The sequence below is a fragment of the Streptomyces yunnanensis genome, from assembly GCF_029011865.1.
GTDB lineage: Bacteria > Actinomycetota > Actinomycetes > Streptomycetales > Streptomycetaceae > Streptomyces > Streptomyces yunnanensis.
In genome coordinates this window covers 7,277,259-7,297,685 of sequence record NZ_CP095749.1, presented here as the reverse complement: position 1 = coordinate 7,297,685, position 20,427 = coordinate 7,277,259, and the positions used below count along the sequence as shown (strand labels likewise).

The window sequence follows — 20,427 nt, the reverse complement described above, 5'->3', positions numbered from 1 at the left end:
CTGGATGGACCCACTCCACGTTGTCCACGGTCAGAGCCTCACGCCCTCCCTTCGAACGCGGGTGTACGTGGTCGATCTCGGCCGTCCCGTAGGTCAGCTTCCGTCCGGTGTAGGGGCAACGACCCTCCTGCTGTTCAAAAGCAGCGATCAGGCGTTTCGCGCCAGCCACCGTTTCGGCCCCTAGAGCCTTCCGTGCCCGGCGGGCAAGGTAGTGGACCAAGCAGCGATCTGTGGAGAACTCGCAGACGGTGCGGGTGCACTTGTGACACCTGTTCAGGAGAGCCTGCTTATCCCGCCACTTTCGGTGGGAGGCACTCCTCTTGCCCGGGTTGGCCTTGCGCCACTCTCGGTTGTAGGCATTCCGGCACTCTCGACAGTATCGATCGCCATCCTTGATGGTTGGCCTTCCACAGCCCTTCCCGCACAGTCGCATGATGTTTATTCTGCCGCACACGATCAATGTTTGAGGGCAGGTTAAACGCCTCGCGGAGCACAGGTTAAGACCGAGACGAAAGTCCCGGCACAGCGCGTTGAAGCAGGAAGCCATCGCGACGGTCAAACGACCGCAACGGGCATCCCCGGCCCCCAAGCCGGGAAGCACACCAAGAGTTGACCCGCAAACTGAAACACTGTTGACGGGCTGATCACCGGAGGTCGCGCGCGCCGGGGCCGGCCCGCCCCACCCGTGCGGCATCCGGGCCGCACGGGCCCTGACGAGAGGGTGTGGACGTCCATGGCCGAACTGCACGACCTGACCGCGCTCGAACAGGCCGAGGAGATCCGGTCCGGGGAGCTGTCCCCGGTCGAGCTCACCGAGCACTACCTCGCGCGGATCGACCGGCTGGACGACACCCTGGGCGCCTTCCTCACCCGTACCCCCGAGATCGCCCGCAAGCAGGCCGCGGAGGCCGAGAGCGAGGCCGTCGCGGCCCGTCGCGAGGGCCGCGCGCTGCCGCCGCTGCACGGCGTCCCGGTGCCCGTGAAGGACCTCAACCAGGTCGCCGGGGTGCGCTGCACGATGGGGTCGGCCGCGCTGGCCGACCATGTCCCGGACGTCGACGACCATGTCGCCGCCGCGCTGCGCCGGGCCGGCACCGTCCTGCTGGGCAAGACCAACACCCCCGAGTTCGGGCTGCCCTGCTACACCGAGAACGCGCTCGCCCCGCCCGCCCGCACCCCCTGGGACCCGACCCGCTCGGCGGGCGGCTCCAGCGGTGGCGCGGCCGCGGCGGTGGCCGGCGGGCTGGCGCCGGTCGCGCACGCCAGCGACGGCGGCGGTTCGATCCGCATCCCGGCGTCGGCGTGCGGGCTCTACGGCATCAAGCCCAGCCGCGGCCGGGTCAGCGGCGGCCCGGTGCTGCACGACGTCACGGGCCTGAGCACCTCCGGCCCGCTGGCCCGCACGGTGGCCGACGCGGCGGCGCTGCTGGACGTGTTGGCGGGCACCCGGCCCGGCGACCCGTACGCCGCCCCGTCCCTGCCGCCCGGGGAGACCTTCGCCGGCCAGGTCCGCCGGGACCCCGGCAGCCTGCGGATAGCGGTGCTGGCCCAGGCGCCGCTCCCGGACGTCGAGGTGCACCCGGACTGCCGCACCGCGGTCGACGAGACCGTGACACTGCTCGACGAACTCGGCCACCGGCCCGAGGAGTTGAGCTTCCCGGTCGACGACCGGATCCTGCACGCCTTCACCCGGGTCTGGTCGGTGATGGCCGCCAACCGCCCGGTCCCGCCGGGCGGCGAGGAGCTGCTGATGCCGCTCACCCGCTATCTGCGGGCCCGCGGCCGGGACGTCTCCGGCACCGCCTTCGGCAGCTCCCTGTACGCCTTCCGGGCCCTCGCCCAGACCCTCGCCGACGAGCTGATGCCGCCCGGCACCGGCTACGACGTGATCCTCTCCCCCACCGTGGCCGCGCCGCCGCCCCTGGTCGGCGCGCTGCGCGACGACGCCGATCCGCAGGCCGAGTTCGCCGCGATCGGCCGCTTCACGCCGTTCACCGCCTTCTACAACGCCACCGGCCAGCCCGCGGTCAACGTCCCGCTGCACTGGAACGCCGAGGGGCTGCCGATCGGCGTGATGCTGGCCGGCCGCTACGGCGACGAGGCCACCTTGATCGCGCTCTCCGCGCAGTTGGAGGCGGCCCGCCCGTGGGCACACCGCAAGCCGCCCGTCTGGTGAACCGACGGCCGGAACAGCGGGAGTTCGACGACAGGCCCTAGCACTCCTCCCCGGGCGCGCAGCTCAGCGCGTCCGGGGCGCGGGTGCCGGCGTGGGCGTCGGTGTCGTCGTGCGGCGCGGGCGTCGGCGTCGGGTCGACGGTGCGGCGGTCCACCCGCAGCCGGCGGGCGCCGGGGCCCTGTTCGCCGAGGTTGTCGTAGGGGTTGGACAGCGCGCAGGTCTGCAGCGAGAGGCAGCCGCAGCCGATGCAGTCGGTCAGCCGGTCGCGCAGCTCGACGAGTTGGCCGATCCGCTCGTCGAGTTCGGTGCGCCAGACCTCCGAGAGCCGCGCCCAGTCCTCGCGGTTGGGGGTGCGCTCGTCCGGCAGCTCGGCCAGGGCGTCGCGGATCACCGCGAGCGGGATCCCGACCCGTTGGGCGGCCCGGATGAAGGCGACCCGGCGCAGCGTCTCGCGGGTGTAGCGGCGCTGGTTGCCGGCCGTGCGGGTGCTGCTGATCAGTCCCTTGGACTCGTAGAAGTGCAGGGCGGAGACGGCCGCGCCGCTGCGCGCGGAGAGCTGGCCGACGGAGAGTTCGTGGACCTTGAACGGAAGCTGGGGCACGCGGCCCACCCTACGGCCTGTCCGGGGGACCTCCGGGGCGGCCTGCGGCCGGGGCGTTGACAGCGGGCGCCCGCCCTCGCATGCTGAGCAAGCGCTTAGTAATCGGCTGAGGAGGCGGACGAGGATGGCAGAGCCCCGGGTGTTCGGGTCGGTCGAGGAGCTGCGGGCGGCGATCGGCGAGGAGCTGGGCCCCAGCGACTGGCTGGAGATCGACCAGAAGCGGATCGACCTGTTCGCGGAGGCCACCGGCGACCACCAGTGGATCCACGTCGATGCGGAGAAGGCCGCGGCCGGCCCGTTCGGCACGACCATCGCGCACGGGTATCTGACCCTGTCGCTGCTGCCGGTCCTGGTCCCGCAGCTGATGCGGGTGGACAACGTGAAGATGGGCATCAACTACGGCACCAACAAGGTGCGCTTCCCGGCCATCGTCCCGGTCGGCTCCCGGCTGCGGGCCCGGGCCCGGATCGCGGAGGTGGCCGAGGTGACCGGCGGGGTGCAGCTCACCACGCTGGTGACGGTCGAGCGGGAGGGCGGCGAGAAGCCGGTGTGCGTGGCGGAGTCGGTCAGCCGGTTCCATCTGTAGGTCGTCGCCGTCCGTCCCTGCCCCACCGGGCAGGGCCTGGTCGGTGGGCGGCTCTCAGACGGAGCCGCCGACCATCCGCAGGACGAGGTCGGCGTAGAGCGCGCCGACCTCGTCGGGCGTCCGCGGGCCGTCGGCGGAGAACCAGCGGGCGACGTCCACGCACAGCGACAGCACGGCCAGGGTGGTGCCGGGGACGTCGTCCACCCGGAACTCCCCGCTGTCCGCGCCGTCCTGGATGATCTGCCGGAGCAGCCGGTCGGTGCGCCGGCGCAGCCCGGCGATCTCGGCGTAGTGGTCCGGGCCGAGCGCCTGGAGCTCGTACTGGATGACCCGGGCGGTGGTGTGGTGCTCGGCGTGCCAGCGGGCGAAGGTGCGCACCGCGTCGCGGAGCCGGTCGGTGGCGCTGCCCCCGGCCTCGGCGGCGGCGCCCATGATGCGCAGCGCCTTCTCGTGGCCGGTGCTGCTGATCCGGTAGAGCAGCTCTTCCTTGGTCTTGTAGTGGATGTAGAGCGCGGCCGGGCTCATCCCGGCGCGGCCGGCGATGTCACGGGTGGTGGTGGCGTGGTAGCCGCGCTCGGCGAACGCCTGGACGGCCGCGCTGACCAGCCGCCGTGCGGCGTCCGGGGTCACCCCGGACCACTCGCCGCTCTCCTCCGCCGCCCGCTCGGCCGCACTCATCGCCGCTCCCCGCTCCTCGATCCGCCAGGGGCCTTCCTCTGCCGGATCGAACACCATACCGCGTCGCTGAGCAAGCGCTTAGGGCCGCTCGCCGGGCTCCCGGCGGGCGGCGGACGGGCCGGCCAGAAGGCGGAGACGCCGGTCAGGGCGCGGCCGATGAGGAGCTTCTGGATCTGGCTGGGTGCTGGTGGTGGTTGGTGGTGCCTCGTAGAGGGTCTTGGCTTCCTCCCCCTCGTGAACGCGGGGGATTCTCCTATGAGGGGGTTCGGCCGGTCGCCCGGCTTACGGGTTCCTGCTTCGCAGACTGGCTGATGCCGAGGTCTCCACAGGCTGACACGGCCTGCCCGGCCGCGTGTTTGATGGTGATGGCGGCGTTGACATCGGCGTGCGCGGTGTGTCCGCAGCCTGCGGCTTTGCACCGGAAGACCGCTTGGCTTTCGCGGTTGTTCTCGGCGACGAAGCCGCAGGCGGAGCACCGCTGCGACGTGTACGCGGGATTGACCTTCACCACGCGCGTGCCGGTATAGCGGGCCGCGCTGGTGAGGGTGAGTTCGAGGCGGTGCCATCCCTTGTCGAGGATGGCCCGGTTCAGGCCCCGTTTCTGGGCCACGCGGGAACCTGGGGCCTCGATGGTTCCGGACGCGGAGGCGGACATGTTCTTGATCCGCAGGTCTTCGAGGACCACCAGGGCGTTCTTTGTGACGATCCGGGTGGCGGTCTGCGCGCAGAAGTCACCGCGCCGGTCCGTGACGCGGCCCGTGATCTGGTTCATCGCGTCGAGCGTCTTACGGCGGTTCCGGCTGCCCTTCTGCGCCCGGGCGAGGCGCTGCCGAAGACGCCGGTACCGCTTGGTCTCGCCATCGGTGATGAACGGCCGGTCGTGGAAGTCGCCGTCGGAGGTGACGGCCGCCGCTTTCACGCCCCGGTCAATCCCGACCGCTGTGCCGGGTATAGCGTGCCGCTCGGGCGTCTTCAGGCCGTCGTCCACGAGGAACGACACGAACCAGTGACGGCCCTTTCGGCTGACGGTAGCCGAACGGATCTCACCGCCGAGCGGACGCGACCAGCGAAAGCGCACCCATCCCAGCTTCGGCAGCTTCGCCTGCCCCCATTTGCGGCCGAGGCGCTCCACGACGACCCGGTTTCCGGCGGGGAACCGGAACGAGGGAGACCAACGCGCCTTGGACCGCCAGCAAACCTTGAACGTGCCGTGCTCCCGGCACGCCTTGTCGAGGTCCCGGAGGGTCTGTTGCAGAACATGCGACGGCGCAGCCTTCAGCCAGAGATGTTCCTTCTTGGCGTCGGCCAACTCGGCGGCCTGCGGCACGTAGTTCATCCACGCACCCCGCCGCCGATACTGTCGGCGCTGGTCGAGGGCGACGTTCCATACCGCACGGCAGATGTTCCCGAACTCCTCGCACAACTCCGCCTACTCAGGCGTGAGCGCGAGACGATATCGGCGACCGGACAGCACGGCAACACCACCTCGAAACCGCTAAGTTGACCAATTCTCACATCATTAGCGCAGGCCAGAGCAGCCTAGCGAGGAGCTCCCCCCAGCCAAAGCAAGGGCCCGCGCCCAAGAAAGTTGTCCTCAGGCCCTTTGTCGGCGGGAACGGAGCGGGAGCGGGATGGACCGTTAATTAGCGGTGCTAGTTTTTGTGGGGCAGCCCCTACTATGTGCGGCATGGCCCGACCCCGCAAGCCCCTGCTGAGCCGCGAGCGCATCGTCACCACCGCGCTGGCACTGATCGACGCGGAGGGGCTCGCGGCGCTCTCCACCCGGCGGCTGGCGGCGGAACTGGGCGTGAGCGGCCCCTCCCTCTACAACCACTTCACGACCAAGGACGAGATCCTCGACGCGGTGGCCGACACGGTCATCGCGCAGGTCGACGTCTCGACCCTGGCGTCCGGCGCCGACTGGCGGGCCGGCCTGCTGGACTGGGCCCGCTCCTACCGCGCCGCGCTGGCCGCCCACCCGCACATCGTGCCGTTCCTCGCCCAGGGCCCCGGCCTGCGGCCGGCCGGGCTGAAGATGGCCGACACGGCGTTCGGCGGCATGGTGGAGGCGGGCTGGCCGCCCGCCCTGGCCACCAAGGTCTGCGCCATGGTGCGGTACTTCGTCGCCGGCTCGGCGCTGGGCTCGTTCGCCCGCGGCTTCGTGGACGACCCGCGCGCCTACGACCCGGCCGCCTACCCGCACCTCGGCCAGGCGCACCTGCTGGCCGAGCATCAACGCCGGGTGGACGAGGGCGCGTTCGAGGCCGGACTGCTGGCGCTGGTGGACGGCCTGACGCTGCATCACCCGGAACTGGCACCACCCGGACGACCGCCCAGGATTTGAATGTAAAGTGCATCAGTCCCTGGCGGGCAGGGACGATGTGCGTCCTGCGGAGGCGGATATGCGCCAGCCGAGCACGGCCGACGGAGCGTCGGTTGCCAAGAGTCACGACCCCTCAGCGACCCGTCCGTCGACGCCCCGCTGGGGCCGGTTCGTCGTGGAGGTGCTGCGCGGACAGGCGCAGGTCGACCTCCTGCCCAGCGCACTGACCGGGCTGGTCTTCTCGATCGCGCTGTGCGCCGCGGGATGGCGGTACGGCGTCTACGGGCTGCTGGGCGCGGCCGTGGGCACCGGCACCGCGCGCCTGCTGGGCGTGGACCGCGGCCGGGTCGCGGCCGGGCTGGAGGGCTTCAACTCCTGCCTGGTCGGGGTCGCCTGCGCGGTCTTCCTGCACGCCGACCACCTGTCGACCCTGCTGGTCGCGGTCGCCGCCAGCGCGGCGGTCACGGTCGTCACGGCCGCCGCCGCACGGCTCCTGGGCACCTGGGAACTGCCCACCTTCACCCTGCCGTTCTGCCTGACGGCCACCGCGCTCACCGTCGCCGCGCCGGGCTTCCAACACGTCTGGCACCTGTCCGACGCCCTGGCGGCGCTGCCCGGCACCGCGTCCGGGCCCACCGCGCTCGGCTTCACCGACCTGTGGCACGCCTTCTTCGCCAACTTCGGCGAGATCTTCCTGATGCCGCAGTGGTACGTCGGCCTGATCTTCCTCGTCGGCATCTTCCTCGCCGACCGCCGGATGGGCGCCCTGGCCTGCGCCGGCAGCGCCGTCGGCATCCTGACGTCCTGGGTGCTGGGCGCCCCCGCCGACCAGGTGCGCCAGGGCCTGATGGGCTACGACGCGGTGCTGGTGGCGATGGCGCTGGGCGGGGTCTTCCTGGTCACCGACGCCTGGAGCGTGGGGTACGCGATGGTCGGTGCGATCACCGCCACCGTGCTCAGCCCGGCGCTCGGCGCGCTCTTCGCGCCGTCCGGCGGGCACGCCTTCACCTGGCCGTTCGTGCTGGTGTCGCTGGTGTTCCTGGCCGCCGTGCCGGCCTTCCCGCGGCTGCGCCGGGCCACGGGCTGACCGGCCGGCGGCCGGCGGTGCATCGGACCGCTCAGAACACCACCAGCGCCCGGCCGCCCTTCCCGGCGAGCATCGCCTCGAAGGCGGCCGGGATCCCGTCCAGCCCGATCCGGTCGGTGACCAGCGCGGAGAGGTCGAGCGCGCCGGAGCGGACGTGCTCGGCGATCACCGGCAGGTCGCGGGCCGGATCGCTGTTGCCGTAGACGCAGCCGGAGAGCGTCCGGCCGAAGTAGAACAACTCCAGGGCGGAGAAGGCGACCTGCTGGTCCTTGCCGCCGATGCCCACCACCGTCGTCCGGCCGCCGCGCCGGGTGGCGGACCAGGCCGCGCGGATGGTCTCCGCGCGGCCCACGCACTCCACGGCGACATCGGCGCCGACGCCGCCGGTGAGCGCCCGGATCCGCTTGGCGCCCTCCTTCTCGAAGAACGCCGGGCCGTCGGCGACCAGGAAGTCGGTGGCGCCGGCCGCCCGGGCCAACTCCTCCTTCGCCGGCGAGACGTCCACCGCCACGATCGGGCCCGCCCCGGCGATCCGGGCCGCCTGCAGGGTCGCCAGCCCCACCCCGCCGACGCCGACGACCAGCACCGACTCCCCCGCCCGGACCCGGGCGCTGTGGTGGACGGCTCCCCAGCCGGTGAGCACCGCACAGCCGAGCAGGGCCGCGTCGGCCAGCGGGATGCCGTCCGGCAGCGGCAGCGCGGCGTGCGCGGGCACCACGGTCTCCTCGGCGAACGCGGCGGTGCCCAGGCCCGGGTAGAGCGCGCTGCCGTCGGCGCCGAGGGTGGCGTACGGGGCGCCCGCGGCCCGGCCGGCATGGGCGCACAGCCAGGGCTCGGCCAGTCCGCAGAAGTGGCAATCGCCGCAGGACGGCGCCCAGTTGAGGACCACCCGGTCGCCGACCGCCACCCCAATCACGTCCGGCCCCACCGCGCTGACGGTGCCCGCGCCCTCGTGCCCGAGCACGGCGGGGGCGGGCTGGCGCAGCGTCCCGTTGGACAGCGACAGGTCGGAGTGGCAGACGCCGGCGGCGGCGAGCCTGATCCGGACCTGGCCGGGGCCGGGCTCCGGCAGTTCGATCTCGGTCACCCGGAGCGGGGCGTTGACGGCGGGCAGGACGGCGGCGCGGACCACGGGGTCTCCTCGGGGCGTCGGCGGCGGGGCGGGTGTGACGGGCGGCGGGGCGTGCCGGCCCGGTGCGGGAACGGGCTGTCAGAACTGGAGGGACTTGGTCTGGAGGTACTCGGTCAGGCCGTGCGGCCCCAGCTCCCGGCCGATCCCGGACTGCTTGTACCCGCCGAACGGGGCGAGCGGGTTGAACCGGCCGCCGTTGATGTCGACCTGGCCGGTCTCCAGCCGGCGGGCGAAGGCGACCGCCCGGGCGTCGTCGCCGGCCCAGACCGCGCCGGCCAGGCCGTAGACAGTGCCGTTGGCGATCCGCACCGCGTCGTCCTCGTCCTCGTAGCGCAGGACGGTGAGGACCGGGCCGAAGATCTCCTCCTGGGCGATGGTCATCTCCGGGGTGACGTCGGCGAAGACGGTGGGGTGGACGTAGAAGCCGGGCCCCTCGGGCGTCCGCGGTCCGCCCACGACGGGCCGGGCGCCCTCGGCGACGCCGCGTTCGAGGTAGCCGACCACCCGGTCCCGCTGGCGGGCGCTGACCAGCGGGCCGAGCCGCTCGCCGGGGACGTACTTGGCGGTCGCGGCGGCGGCCAGCGCGACCGCCTCGTCGTACTGGTCCCTGTGCACCAGCATCCGGGTCCAGGCGCTGCACGTCTGGCCGGAGTTGGCCATGACGTTGGCGACGCCGACCGCCACCGCCCTGCCGAGGTCCGCGTCGGGCAGGATGACGTTGGCGGACTTGCCGCCCAGTTCCAGGGCCACCCGCTTGACCGCGCCGCCGGCGAGCGCGCCGATGGTCCGGCCCACCGCGGTCGAGCCAGTGAAGGAGACCATGTCGACGCCGTCGTGCTCGGCCAGCGCCCGGCCGGCGACCGGTCCGAGTCCGGTGACGAGGTTGACGACGCCGGCGGGTATCCCGACCGCCTCGACGCACTCGGCGAACAGCCGGGCCACCAGTGGGGTGTCCTCGGCGGGCTTGAGGACGACCGTGCAGCCGGCCGCCAGCGCCGGGGCCGCCTTGGCGACGATCTGGTGCAGCGGGTAGTTCCACGGGGTGATCGCGCCCACCACGCCGACCGGCTCGTGCAGCACGGTGGAGTTGCCGAGGGTCTCCTCGAAGGCGTACTCGCGGGCGATCTCGGCGTACGAGCCGCAGACCGCGATCGGCGCACCGGCGTGCACGGTCCGGCTGAAGGCGAGCGGCGCGCCGAGTTCCGCGGTGACGGTCTGCGCGATCTCCTCGGCGCGGGCGGCGAGTTGGTCGCGCAGCGCGGCCAGCCGCTCGGCGCGGGCCGCGGGCGGGGTGGCGGCCCAGCCGGGCAGGGCGGCGCGGGCGGCCCGCACCGCGGCGTCCACGTCCTCCGCTGAGCCGGCCGGGACGGTGGCGATGACCTGCTCGTCGGCCGGGTTGACGACCTCGATCGTGTCGCTGCCCGCGGCGGGCCGCCAGCGTCCGTCGATGTACATCGCCTCGTGGTGCTGCACGTTGCGTTCCTCCCGGGCCGGCTGGTGATGATCGGCACCCTAGGGGCGCCCTGGGGCACTTCCTAGGGGGACACCCTCCAAACTAGCGTCGGTAGTTTCGTGTCCGCCAGCGGCACCCTCCGCCCGCCCGGGCCCTCCGCGGCGCGGACGCGCCGCCCTCACCCGGCCCCGCCGCCGGGGCCGGCCTCCCCTGCCGCGCCCTCGCCCGATCCGCCGTCCGGCCCGTCCAGATAGCGCGCCAGATAGGCCCGCAGCAGCTCCTTGGCCTCCGTGACGATCGCCGGATCGCCCGCCGGGTCGATGCGGAAGGCGAGCTGGAGCAGCGCGTCGGCGGTCTCCACGCCGACCAGGAAGACGGTGCGCAGCCGGGCGTCGGCGGGATCCAGGCCGAGCCGCCCGGCGAGCAGCCGCAGCAGTCGGTCGGCGACCTCGTAGTTGGCCTGCCGGGACTCGCGCGGGGCGGGGACGGTGAACTCCACCAGGGCGAAGCCCGACACCGTCCGCTTCATGGCCAGGTACTCGTCGATCACCACGTCCATCGCGGCGCGCCAGCCCGGCGGCTGCTCCGGAGCGGTCAGCCGGGCGCTGATCCGGTCCGCGTAGGCGTCGAGGTTGCGCCGGGCGAGCGCCTCGGCCATGGCGCGCTTGTTGGGGAAGAAGCGGTAGACGGAGCCGATCGGGACCCCGGCGCGGCCGGCCACCGCGCGGGTGCTCAGGTCCTCGTAGCCGGTCTCGTCCAGCAGCTCGGCGCAGGCGTCGAGGATCCGGGCCAGGCGCTGGGCGCTGCGCCGCTGGACGGGCGCACGGCGGAGCAGGGGCGGTGCGGGCAGGTCGGGCAGGGCGGCTGGGGCGGGAGCGGGCTGCGGAGCGGGGGTGGACGGCGGGACGGGCGGGGGCGTCGAAGGCTGCACGTGGTCATCTTGCCCGCCATGCGCACCGGGGCGGGGCGAGCGGGGCGATCCGGCCACCGCGGCCGGGATCCCCCGGCGTGCCCGACCTCGCCCGACCGGGGAGGGAGCGCCGCCGTTGACGGACCCCCGCCCCAATCCTAAGGTCTTGCATAGGATTCCCCGAGGTCCTCCTCGGACCCCGTGGTGCCTTGGATTCCGTGGACGTCTTGATCCGTGAGCGGCGGGAGCGTGCGATGACAGGTACGGACAACGAGCGGGCCAGGAAGGCGGCCGAGGGCCTCGCCTACTCCTCCGGGTTCGGCAACGAGCACAGCTCGGAGGCGGTCCCCGGCGCCCTGCCGGTGGGCCGCAACTCCCCCCAGCGGGCCCCCCTCGGGCTGTACGCCGAGCAGCTCAGCGGTTCCGCGTTCACCGAACCCCGGAGCCACAACCGCCGGTCCTGGCTCTACCGCATCCGGCCGTCGGCCGCGCACCCGCCGTTCGTCCGCGCCAACCGCGGCGAGATCCGCTCCGCGCCGTTCACCGAGTGCCTGCCGGACCCCAACCGGCTGCGCTGGGACCCGCTCCCCGCGCCCGCCGACCCCACGGACTTCGTCGACGGCCTGTGGACGCTGGGCGGCAACGGCGACGCCACCCAGCGCACCGGCATGGCGGTGCACCTCTACCACGTCAACGCCTCCATGGAACGCCGGGTGTTCGGCAACGCGGACGGCGAGCTGCTGATCGTGCCGGAGCGCGGCGGGCTGCTGCTGCGCACCGAGTTCGGCCTGCTGCGGGTCGAACCGGGCCATGTGGCGCTGATCCCGCGCGGCGTCCGCTTCCGGGTCGAGCTGCTGGACGCCGCGCCCGACGGAACGGGCCCGACGGCTCGCGGCTATGTCTGCGAGAACTACGGCCGCCCCTTCGAACTCCCCCACCTCGGCCCGATCGGCGCCAACGGCCTGGCCAACGCACGGGACTTCCTCGCCCCGACCGCCGCCTACGAGGACGTCGAGGGGCCGGTCGAGGTGGTCAACAAGTTCTGCGGCCACCTGTGGACCGCGACCTACGACCACTCGCCGCTGGACGTGGTCGCCTGGCACGGCAACCACGTGCCCTACGTCTACGACCTGCGCCGCTTCAACGTCATCGGCTCGATCAGCTACGACCACCCGGACCCGTCGATCTTCACCGTGCTGACCTCGCCCTCGGACACCCCGGGGCTGGCCGGGGTGGACTTCGTGGTGTTCGCCCCGCGCTGGCTGGTCGGCGAGGACACCTTCCGCCCGCCGTACTTCCACCGCAACGTGATGACCGAGTACATGGGCCTCATCGAGGGCGCCTACGACGCGAAGGCGGTCGGCTTCGTGCCGGGCGGCGGCTCGCTGCACAACATGATGTCCGCGCACGGCCCGGACCAGGAGACCTTCGAGCGGGCCAGCGCCGCCGAACTGGCCCCGCAGAAGATCGACGACGGGCTGGCCTTCATGTTCGAGACCCGCTGGCCGCTGACCCTCACCGAGCAGGCCCGGGACGCCGGACACCGTCAGCGCGGCTACGACGACGTGTGGCAGGGTCTCCAGCGCCACTTCCGCCCGTAGCACCGGGACCAGCACCGCAGACCGGGGAACGCCCTTGACCACCTTCGCTCCCGACTCGCTCGCCCTGAACCGCAAGCTGCCGCTGTGGTACCAGGTCTCGCAGTCGCTGCGCGCCTCCATACTGGGCCGCTCCCCGGAGGCACCGCTCCGGCTGCCCACCGAGGACGCGCTCGCCGCGCACTACGGCGTCAGCGTGCTGACGATGCGCCAGGCGCTCAAGGAGCTGGAGGAGGAGGGGCTGATCAGCCGGCACCGGCGCCGGGGCACCTTCATCGAGCCGCATGCGCGGCGCGGTGCGCCGGTGCGACTGCTCGGGTCCGTGGACGCGATCGTGGCCCAGCAGTCCGGGATGCGGACCGTTCTGCTGGAGCACGGACCGGTCGCGGTCCCCGCCGAACTGGCCGAATACTTCCCGGACCTGGCGGAGGTGGCCGGTTTTCGGCGACTGCGCAGCGACGAGGCGACGGACGAGCCGACCAACCACGCGCGCAACTACGTACGCCCCGACGTGGCCGCCCGGATCGACCTGGCGGACCTGGAGCGGTGGCCGATGACGAAGGTGCTGCGGGACGCGGTGGGCATCCGGATCGGGCGGATCACCGACACCGTCGAGGCCCGGCTGGCCGACCCCGAGACCGCCCGGCTGCTGCACGTGCCGCTGCTCAGCCCGATCCTGCACTACACCGGGATCACCTACGACGAGTCCGGGCGGGTGCTGGACGTCGCCCTGATCCACTACCGCGGCGACCGGTTCTCGTTCACGGTGACGCTGGACGCGCACTGACCCGCGGGCCGCGCCCGGGGCCGCCCCCGGCGCCGCCGACGCCCCTTCAGATCCGCTCCAGGCTCCGCCCGGTGCTGCGCGGCCCGAGCAGCGCCACGTCCAGGCACAGCAGCACCAGCAGCACCGCGGAGCCGACGAAGACCGCGGCCGCGCCGAAGTCGGCCAGCACGCCCAGCGCGACGAACGGCAGCACGACCGAGGTGAGCCGGGACAGCGAGTAGGCGATGCCGATCGCGCTGCCGCGCAGCCCGGTCGGGAAGATCTCGGTCTGGTAGACGTGGAAGGCGTTGGAGAAGACGTTGCTGCACACCGTCAGCAGGAGGCCGAAGGCGACGATCGCCCAGGTGGCGGTGGCGAAGCCGAAGGCCAGACCGCAGCCGGCCATGCCGAGCGCGGCGGCGACGATCAGCGTCCGGCGCTCGACCCGGTCGATCAGCGGGACGGACAGCGCGGAGCCGATCGGATAGCCGCAGTAGCTCAGCGCCGCGTACATCAGCGAGTCGGTGACGGTGTGCCCCTTGGCGGTGAGCACCACCGGCGCCAGCGAGCCGAAGCCGTAGTAGCCGACGGTCTGGAGCACCTGGAAGATCCACCACATGAGCGTCCGGCGCCGGTACTCGCCGCGGAACATCTCCCCCAGCGGCACCTTCCGTTCCGGGACCTCCGCGACGTCCGGGACGGAGGGCAGGCTGTTGCCGGTCTCCGCCGCCACCCGCCGCTCGATGTCGGTGACGATCCGGTCGGCCTCCTCCTGGCGGCCCTGGACGGTCAACCAGCGTGGCGACTCCGGGAGCTGACGTCGCATCAGTTGCAGGAAGGCGGCGCCCAGCGCGCCGGCGATCAGCAGCCAGCGCCAGCCGTCCACCCCCAGCACCGCGTGCCCGGCCACCAGGCGGGCACCCAGCAGCGCCGCCACCGGGACGCCGACGAAGCCGAGGGTGTAGGCGTAGGCGAGGTATCGACCGCGGACCGCCCGCGGCAGGAATTCCGCCAAATAGGTATCGACCAGGACGAGTTCGGCGCCGAGCCCGAGTCCGGACAGACAGCGCAGGACGAGCAGCCAGCCCAGATCCGGCGCGCACGCCGCGGCCAGCGAGAAGAGCGCGTAGCCGCCCAGGTTGACCAGGAACATCCGGCGCCGGCCGAGCCGGTCGGCGAGCACCGACAGCACAGTGGCGCCGACGAACATCCCCAGGAAACCGGCGGCGATCACCCAGGACTTCGCGGTGTGCCCCAGGCCCCACCGGTCGGCCAGTACCGCGGCGAGCACCCCGCCCAGGAAGATCTCGTAGAGGTCGAAGAAGGCGCCGATGCCGACGACGAGGGTGATCCGGCGGTGCCAGCGGGACGGTGGCAGCCGGTCCAGCCGTGCGGCGGCCCGGGCCTCGATGGAGGTCCCCCGGCGCCGTCCGGGCGCGGAGGAGGCGATGTCCGTCATGGCGGCCCTCCCTGGGCAGGTGTTCCGGTCAGGACGGTACTCCGCCAAGATCAGCACGCGGAAGACCGCCTCGGGGCGCTCCTGGCGACCGGGCGCCCCCGGCGCCGATGCCGGTCCGGGCGACGGCCGGCGGGCGGGAGTGCACCGCCAGGGCCTACCATGCCGGGGTCGACCAACGGTTCCGGGAGGGGCTCCGCGTGACGGCGAAGCAGGGCGCGCCAGGACGTGACGCGCCACGGCTGTCCGATCTGATGCCGTGGTCCGTGGCGCCGCTGCGGCTCGGCCGCTCCTGGGTGATGGGCCCGGATCCGGCCACCCTGCGCGCCCGTTGGCAGGCCCTGGCGGACGCCGCGGACCCGGCGGCGCGCGAGCGGCTGTTCCGCCCCTCCCGGGCCCGCACCCTGCACTCCGCGGTCGGCCAGCTCCCCGGTCGGGCCACCCCGACCGCGCGGCTGTCCCGGGCGGTCGGCCCGTGCCCGGAGCCGGTGCGGGTGCTGCACGGGCCGTTCGACCGGCAGTGGCTGCTGCCCGACCACCGGCTGATCGACGCGGCCCGCCCGGAGTTGTGGCGGGTCACCGACGAACACCAACTGTTCCTGGTGGAGTTGGGTCACGTCCCGCAGACCCCGGGTCCGGCGGTGGTGCCCTCCGCGCTGCTCCCGGACGGACGCTCCCCGGCCGGCCGGCCCGGCCGGATCCACCCGCTCCACCGCCGGCCCGGCGGCGCCGAGCCCAACCTCGCCCCCGGGCTGACGGACCTCCTCGCCCGCCGCCTGGGCCGTCCGGTCCGCCCGGTCGAGCTGCTCGCCTGGATCGTCGCCACCGCGGAGCACTCCCCCGCCGGCACCGCGGTGCCGCTCACCGCCGACCCGGCGCTCTGGGACCGCGGGACGGCGCTCGGCGGACGGCTGCTGTGGCTGTGCACCTGGGGCGCCCACCAGGGCGACGGCCCGAACGGGCCCGGCGGGCGACCACGCCTGCCGGGCGGTCGGCGCCCCTACGTGCGGGCCGCGCTGCCCGCCCGCGAGCTGCCCGGGACCCTCGCCTACGACCCCGACGACCAGGCACTGCTGCTCGGCAGCGGCCGGATCTCGCCGGTGCCGGCCGGTGCCTGGGAGTTCCACGCCGGGGGCGTGCGGGTGCTGGAGGAGTGGTTCGCACAGCGCTGCGCGACCGGTGCGGCCGGCGCGGCCGGCGGCGCGTCCGCCGAGGCCGGTTCGCTGGCGGCGCTGCGGCCCGCGGCCTGGCCGCAGGAGTGGACCTCGGAACTGCTGGAGCTGGTCACCGTCCTGGCACTGCTGGCCGAACTCGCGCCGCAGGTGGCGCAGTTGGCGCGGGCGGTGGCGGCCGGTCCACGGATCGGGACGGCGGAGCTACGGTCCGCCGGGGTGCTGCCGGTGCCGGCCGCGGCGGCCCGGCCGGCGTCCGTGCTGGACCACCGGGAAGAGGGCCCGGACGGCCAGTTCGCGCTCTTGTGAGTCGTGCGCCGAGCCGGTGGGCACGGCGCGCCCGCGGGCACACAAAGGACCACCCGCCACGAGGTGACGGGTGGTGAGAAGGCGGCACCGGGCGGCGGTGCTGCGCCGAGCCGGGACGGTGGGCTGCCTGAGCCGGTGGTGCCGCTTCAGGGACTGCTCAGCTGTGGCCGCCGAAGAGCGAGCGGCGAAGCCTGCGCAGCGGTGCGAACAGCGACACCCGGTGGCCGCGGCTCTTCGTGATGCGCGTGTGGTCACGCGCGGTGAGCTCCTGCATCAACGAGGTGGCCCCCTCCACCTCGCGCTGCGGAATGGCGGGACCGCCGAGCACCGCGAGATGGCGGTCGAGCCGCGCGCTGGACGCGCTGCTCCCGCATGTGATGGCAGGGACCCGCGCCCTGCTGCGCATTGTTATCTGTTCCATGACTCTCCCCACCCGTACGAGGGCACCCGGCCAACGGGCAGGGTAACCCTATCTCTCTTGGAGGACACGCGTGCAGACCGGTCAACGGATTCACCTGCCATGCCTTGACGTTGACGAACACCATACGGAATGTCACGTACAGCGCGCGTGCCAGGGCGAGTTGGGCGCCCGCGGGAGGTTTCCGGGGAGACCGGAGCGCGGAGGAGGAAGCCCCCTCCCCCGCGCCCTGTGCACGGAAGGTCACGCAGCGGAGCCGAACACCGGGAGGTAGCCGCCGGCTTGACCGGCGGCGGTGGGGTGGTAGGACTCGTCGACGGGGTAGGTCACGCTGTGCAACCACGGGCTGCCGGAGCACAGCTCGTGGCCGGCGAAGGTGGAGTTGACATCGGCGAAGGTGAAGCCGTGGTCGGCGGCGCGCTTGGCGATGACGCCGTTGATGGCGTCGGCGGCGTCGTTGATGGCGGCGCGGGACTTCTCGGTCAGGCCGGCCACACAGGAACCGTCGAGCTTGTAGAAGTGCGGGTACCCCAGGGCGACGACACGGGCGGACGGCGCCTTGTCGGCGATGGCCCCGTACACGGTGTCGAGCTTGCCGGGGAGGGTGTTGTCGATGTAGGTGCGGGCCTGGCCGACCCGGGCGAGGCAGGCGCTCTCGCCCTGGAGGGCACAGGTCGTCATGGTGTCGGCGAATCCGGCGTCGTTGCCGCCGATGGTGATGCTGACCAGGCTCGTGGCGGAGTTGAGCGGGCCGAGCTGACCACTGACGACATCACCCGTTCGGGCCCCTGAACATGCGGTGAAAGCGAAGGACGACGGGGAGTGCGCCGCCGCCCAGAGGGCCGGATAGGACTTGGTGCTGCGTTTACAGGCACCGCTGCCGCTGTCGTAACCGCCGGCGCCGACGCCGGAGGAGTAGGAGTCGCCGAGGGCCACATAGCCCCCGGCGGCGGGGAGTTGGGCTGCCGCCGCGGCGCCTGCGCCGGTGAGCGCGAGCGACGAAGCAACGAAGAAGGCGGATGTCAATGCCGCAAAACGGGACACTCTCATGGAACCTCCCATAGCAGGATCTCTGCGCGATCCGTGGTACCAGGAGTCCCGCGTGGCCGGAAGTGTCCATGCCAAAACTCGTACAGAGTTCATGACAAATCTGCTGTTCTGTCAGGTTGCTCACTGCGGCGGCATTGCCTTTCCATGACGCGCATATGACATCCCGTTGGGACTCTTGATACCTGCGTGCGACTCATCGAATCTTTTGACGGACGGTCACGGACTTTCACGGATCGGCCGATTGCGTACGGACCCGTACGCCCACCCTGCGCGCGCACCACAGCGCGCCACCGATGAGGAGGACTCCCTCGCGATGGCAGTGATGCGTTCCACCACCCCCCACGCCGCCCGCCGGCGTTCCACCACCCTGCGGATCGCCACGGCGGTCACCGCCGCCACGGCCGCCGCCACCCTCGGCGTCCTGGCCCTGCCCGCCCAGGCGGCGCCCGCCCAGGGCACCGTCGTCGGTGCCGGTGCCGCCGACGCGGTGCACGGCAGCTACCTCGTCACGCTCAAGCCGACCGCCGGTCTCAAGGCCGCGTCGGCGGACGGCCGCGGCGTGATATCCGCCTACGGAGGCACCGTCAAGCGCACCTATACGGCCGCGCTCAACGGCTATGCCGCCACCCTGTCCGAGGCCCAGGCGAGACGGCTGGCGGCCGACCCCGCCGTCGACCGCGTCTACCAGGACCGCACCGTGCACGCCCTGGACACCCAGAACAACCCGCCGTCCTGGGGCCTGGACCGGATCGACCAGGCGAAGCTGCCGCTGGACAAGAAGTACACCTACCCCGCCACCGCCGGCTCCGGCGCCACCGTGTACGTCATCGACACCGGGGTCCGGATCTCCCACCAGGAGTTCGGCGGCCGGGCGTCCAACGGCTACGACGCGATCGACAACGACAACGTCGCCCAGGACGGCAACGGCCACGGCACCCACGTCGCGGCGAACATCGCCGGCTCGTCGTACGGCGTCGCCAAGAAGGCGAAGATCGTCGCCGTGCGGGTGCTGGACGACTCCGGCTCCGGCACCACCGCCCAGGTGGTCGCGGGCATCGACTGGGTCACCAAGAACCACAAGGGCCCGTCGGCGGCGAACGTGTCGCTGGGCGGCGGCCCGGACGCGGCCCTGGACGCCGCCGTGCAGAACTCCATCAAGAGCGGCGTGACCTACGCCATCGCGGCCGGCAATTCGGGGGCCAACGCACAGAACTACTCCCCCGCGCGGGTCCCCGAGGCCATCACCGTCGGCGCGACGACCTCGACCGACGCCCGTGCCTCGTACTCCAACTACGGCTCCCGGGTGGACCTCTTCGCGCCCGGCAGCAGCATCACCAGCGCCTGGAACACCAGCGACACCGCCACCAACACCATCTCCGGGACCTCGATGGCCACCCCGCACGTCGCGGGCGCCGCCGCGGTCTATCTCGCCGGGCACCCCACGGCCACTCCGGCCCAGGTCGCCACGGCCCTGGTGAACGGCGCCACCTCCGGGACCGTGACCAACCCCGGCAGCGGCTCGCCCAACAAGCTGCTGAAGATCGTCCCGTAGCGGGGCGCCCCCTGCGGGCCACCCGGTAGCGGGCCCCGTCGGGGGCCCGGCGGGTGCGGACGCCGACGGCCGGCCGGTCAGCCGTCGGCGTTCCGCCCGTGGGCGAGCCCGGGGACGAGCAGGGCGGTGGCCGCCACCGTCACCGCCGCCAGCAGCACCACCAGCGGCGTACGGGTGCCCAGCCCGATCAGCCAGGCGCCCAGCAACCCGCCCAGCAGCATCGCGCCCACCGAGCTGAGGCGCCGGGGCACGGCGTGGCTGCCGTAGCCCAGCAGCCGGTCGCCGCCCAGCGCCGAACCGCTCACCAGGGCCGTCATCGCACGGGTCTCCACCGTCGTGGTCAGGTCCGGGGCGGCCACCCGCATCGCGGTGACGTTGCGCATCCCCATCGCCAGCGCCATCAGCGCGATGGCCGCATAGCGCTGACCGGCCGTCAGCCCGCGGACCGGGCCGGACCCCCAGCACGCCGCCGCCGCGCCGGCCAGCAGCGCCGCCTCGACCAGCAGGGCCATCGGGAACCACGGCCGCCGACGGGTGGCCAGCGCGGACTCCAGCCGGGCCCCGGTGACCGCCCCGGCCAGGAACGCGCCGAGCGAGACCACCGTCGCGGCCACCGGCAGCCCGCCCTGCCCGGAGATGCCGAACCCGAGGAAGAGCAGATTGCCGGTCTGGGTCGCGGTGAAGACATGACCGAGGGTCAGGAAGCTGGCGGCGTCGAGCACGCCGGTCACCACGGTCAGGCACACCATGACCACCGTCAGGGCGGCTCCGCTCGGCGGCTCCACGGGATCGGCTCCTTCCACCGGGCACCTCGGATCGGCGTCCTGCCAGTCTCCGGAGGGCCGGCGCGGCACCGGGCCCATTGCGCCGTCAGTGGGCGCCCCGCCCGGACGGCCCGTCAGCGGCGGCCGGTGGCGATCCCTGGCGCCGTTCTCGCCCGGGAGGCGTCCCGGTGCCCACCCCCCGCCCCGCACATCACCAGCAGCAGCGCCAGCGCGGCCACCCCGACCACCACCGCCACCCCGAAGGCCGTCCCCCGGCGCCCCCGCAGGCGCCCGCCGCCCGCTCGCTCCGGCCCGTCCGGCCGCCCCTGACGTTCCCCACCTCGACGTCGCACGGCGGACCACCCTAGGGCGGGTCCGACGGGCGCGCACAGGGCG

At 73.2% G+C, this 20,427-nt stretch carries 19 protein-coding genes; 8 read left to right on the top strand and 11 right to left on the bottom strand.

Annotation, left to right across the window (positions count from 1 at the left end; all coding sequences use genetic code 11):
• Positions 1 to 733 precede the first annotated feature (733 nt).
• Positions 734 to 2,176, top strand: a complete 1,443-nt coding sequence (locus tag MOV08_RS31825) for an amidase (protein ID WP_275309784.1) — start codon at positions 734 to 736, stop codon at positions 2,174 to 2,176.
• Between the two features lie 37 nt (positions 2,177 to 2,213).
• Here MOV08_RS31825 and soxR read toward each other — a convergent pair whose 3' ends face one another.
• A complete protein-coding gene (soxR, locus tag MOV08_RS31820) occupies positions 2,214 to 2,777 on the bottom strand; it encodes a redox-sensitive transcriptional activator SoxR (protein WP_078875953.1) in 564 nt (187 codons plus the stop codon).
• A 124-nt stretch (positions 2,778 to 2,901) separates the two neighbouring features.
• Between soxR and MOV08_RS31815 the strand changes: the two genes are divergently transcribed.
• The gene (locus MOV08_RS31815; protein ID WP_039637738.1) at positions 2,902 to 3,363 is read left to right on the top strand and encodes a MaoC family dehydratase; all 462 of its coding nucleotides are present in this window, start codon (positions 2,902 to 2,904) and stop codon (positions 3,361 to 3,363) included.
• Positions 3,364 to 3,417: 54 nt separating this feature from the next.
• Here the strand turns inward: MOV08_RS31815 and MOV08_RS31810 are convergent, their stop codons facing one another.
• Positions 3,418 to 4,041, bottom strand: a complete 624-nt coding sequence (locus tag MOV08_RS31810; RefSeq protein WP_275311952.1) for a TetR/AcrR family transcriptional regulator — start codon at positions 4,039 to 4,041, stop codon at positions 3,418 to 3,420.
• Between the two features lie 253 nt (positions 4,042 to 4,294).
• A complete protein-coding gene (locus MOV08_RS31805) occupies positions 4,295 to 5,464 on the bottom strand; it encodes an RNA-guided endonuclease InsQ/TnpB family protein (protein WP_275309783.1) in 1,170 nt (389 codons plus the stop codon).
• 264 nt (positions 5,465 to 5,728) lie between these two features.
• Between MOV08_RS31805 and MOV08_RS31800 the strand changes: the two genes are divergently transcribed.
• A complete protein-coding gene (locus MOV08_RS31800; protein WP_275309782.1) occupies positions 5,729 to 6,385 on the top strand; it encodes a TetR/AcrR family transcriptional regulator in 657 nt (218 codons plus the stop codon).
• 58 nt (positions 6,386 to 6,443) lie between these two features.
• Positions 6,444 to 7,451, top strand: coding sequence for an urea transporter (locus MOV08_RS31795; RefSeq protein ID WP_039637735.1), 1,008 nt, complete (start codon positions 6,444 to 6,446; stop codon positions 7,449 to 7,451).
• A gap of 31 nt (positions 7,452 to 7,482) precedes the next feature.
• Here MOV08_RS31795 and MOV08_RS31790 read toward each other — a convergent pair whose 3' ends face one another.
• The 3 genes from MOV08_RS31790 to MOV08_RS31780 form a co-directional block, all read right to left on the bottom strand.
• Complete coding sequence (locus tag MOV08_RS31790) at positions 7,483 to 8,583, bottom strand: Zn-dependent alcohol dehydrogenase (protein WP_275309780.1); 1,101 nt, start codon at positions 8,581 to 8,583, stop codon at positions 7,483 to 7,485.
• Between the two features lie 78 nt (positions 8,584 to 8,661).
• A complete protein-coding gene (locus MOV08_RS31785) occupies positions 8,662 to 10,038 on the bottom strand; it encodes an aldehyde dehydrogenase family protein (protein ID WP_420834309.1) in 1,377 nt (458 codons plus the stop codon).
• A gap of 176 nt (positions 10,039 to 10,214) precedes the next feature.
• A complete protein-coding gene (locus MOV08_RS31780) occupies positions 10,215 to 10,886 on the bottom strand; it encodes a TetR/AcrR family transcriptional regulator (RefSeq protein WP_275311950.1) in 672 nt (223 codons plus the stop codon).
• Positions 10,887 to 11,200: 314 nt separating this feature from the next.
• On the opposite strand from MOV08_RS31780, the gene hmgA reads away from it, so the two are divergent.
• A complete protein-coding gene (gene hmgA, locus MOV08_RS31775) occupies positions 11,201 to 12,547 on the top strand; it encodes a homogentisate 1,2-dioxygenase (protein ID WP_275309778.1) in 1,347 nt (448 codons plus the stop codon).
• A 34-nt stretch (positions 12,548 to 12,581) separates the two neighbouring features.
• The gene (locus MOV08_RS31770) at positions 12,582 to 13,331 is read left to right on the top strand and encodes a GntR family transcriptional regulator (RefSeq protein ID WP_275309776.1); all 750 of its coding nucleotides are present in this window, start codon (positions 12,582 to 12,584) and stop codon (positions 13,329 to 13,331) included.
• 46 nt (positions 13,332 to 13,377) lie between these two features.
• Here MOV08_RS31770 and MOV08_RS31765 read toward each other — a convergent pair whose 3' ends face one another.
• Positions 13,378 to 14,769 carry an MFS transporter gene (locus tag MOV08_RS31765; protein ID WP_275309775.1) on the bottom strand — a complete coding sequence of 464 codons (1,392 nt, stop codon included), beginning with the start codon at positions 14,767 to 14,769 and terminating at the stop codon, positions 13,378 to 13,380.
• Positions 14,770 to 14,966: 197 nt separating this feature from the next.
• Here MOV08_RS31765 and MOV08_RS31760 point away from each other — a divergent pair, with 197 nt between their 5' ends.
• Positions 14,967 to 16,247 (top strand): type ISP restriction/modification enzyme, encoded by a 1,281-nt coding sequence (locus MOV08_RS31760; RefSeq protein ID WP_275309773.1) that lies wholly within the window; start codon positions 14,967 to 14,969, stop codon positions 16,245 to 16,247.
• A gap of 157 nt (positions 16,248 to 16,404) precedes the next feature.
• Here MOV08_RS31760 and MOV08_RS31755 read toward each other — a convergent pair whose 3' ends face one another.
• Together MOV08_RS31755 and MOV08_RS31750 are read right to left on the bottom strand one after the other, a co-directional pair.
• Complete coding sequence (locus MOV08_RS31755; protein WP_073445267.1) at positions 16,405 to 16,668, bottom strand: hypothetical protein; 264 nt, start codon at positions 16,666 to 16,668, stop codon at positions 16,405 to 16,407.
• A gap of 240 nt (positions 16,669 to 16,908) precedes the next feature.
• Positions 16,909 to 17,715, bottom strand: coding sequence for an SGNH/GDSL hydrolase family protein (locus MOV08_RS31750; RefSeq protein WP_275309771.1), 807 nt, complete (start codon positions 17,713 to 17,715; stop codon positions 16,909 to 16,911).
• 313 nt (positions 17,716 to 18,028) lie between these two features.
• Between MOV08_RS31750 and MOV08_RS31745 the strand changes: the two genes are divergently transcribed.
• On the top strand, positions 18,029 to 19,267 hold the full coding sequence (locus MOV08_RS31745) for a S8 family peptidase (protein ID WP_079181966.1): 1,239 nt from the start codon (positions 18,029 to 18,031) through the stop codon (positions 19,265 to 19,267).
• 77 nt (positions 19,268 to 19,344) lie between these two features.
• On the opposite strand, the gene MOV08_RS31740 is transcribed toward MOV08_RS31745, so the two are convergent.
• Positions 19,345 to 20,052, bottom strand: a complete 708-nt coding sequence (locus MOV08_RS31740) for a YoaK family protein (protein WP_275309769.1) — start codon at positions 20,050 to 20,052, stop codon at positions 19,345 to 19,347.
• 113 nt (positions 20,053 to 20,165) lie between these two features.
• On the bottom strand, positions 20,166 to 20,384 hold the full coding sequence (locus MOV08_RS31735; protein WP_159030910.1) for a hypothetical protein: 219 nt from the start codon (positions 20,382 to 20,384) through the stop codon (positions 20,166 to 20,168).
• Between the last annotated feature and the right edge of the window lie 43 nt (positions 20,385 to 20,427).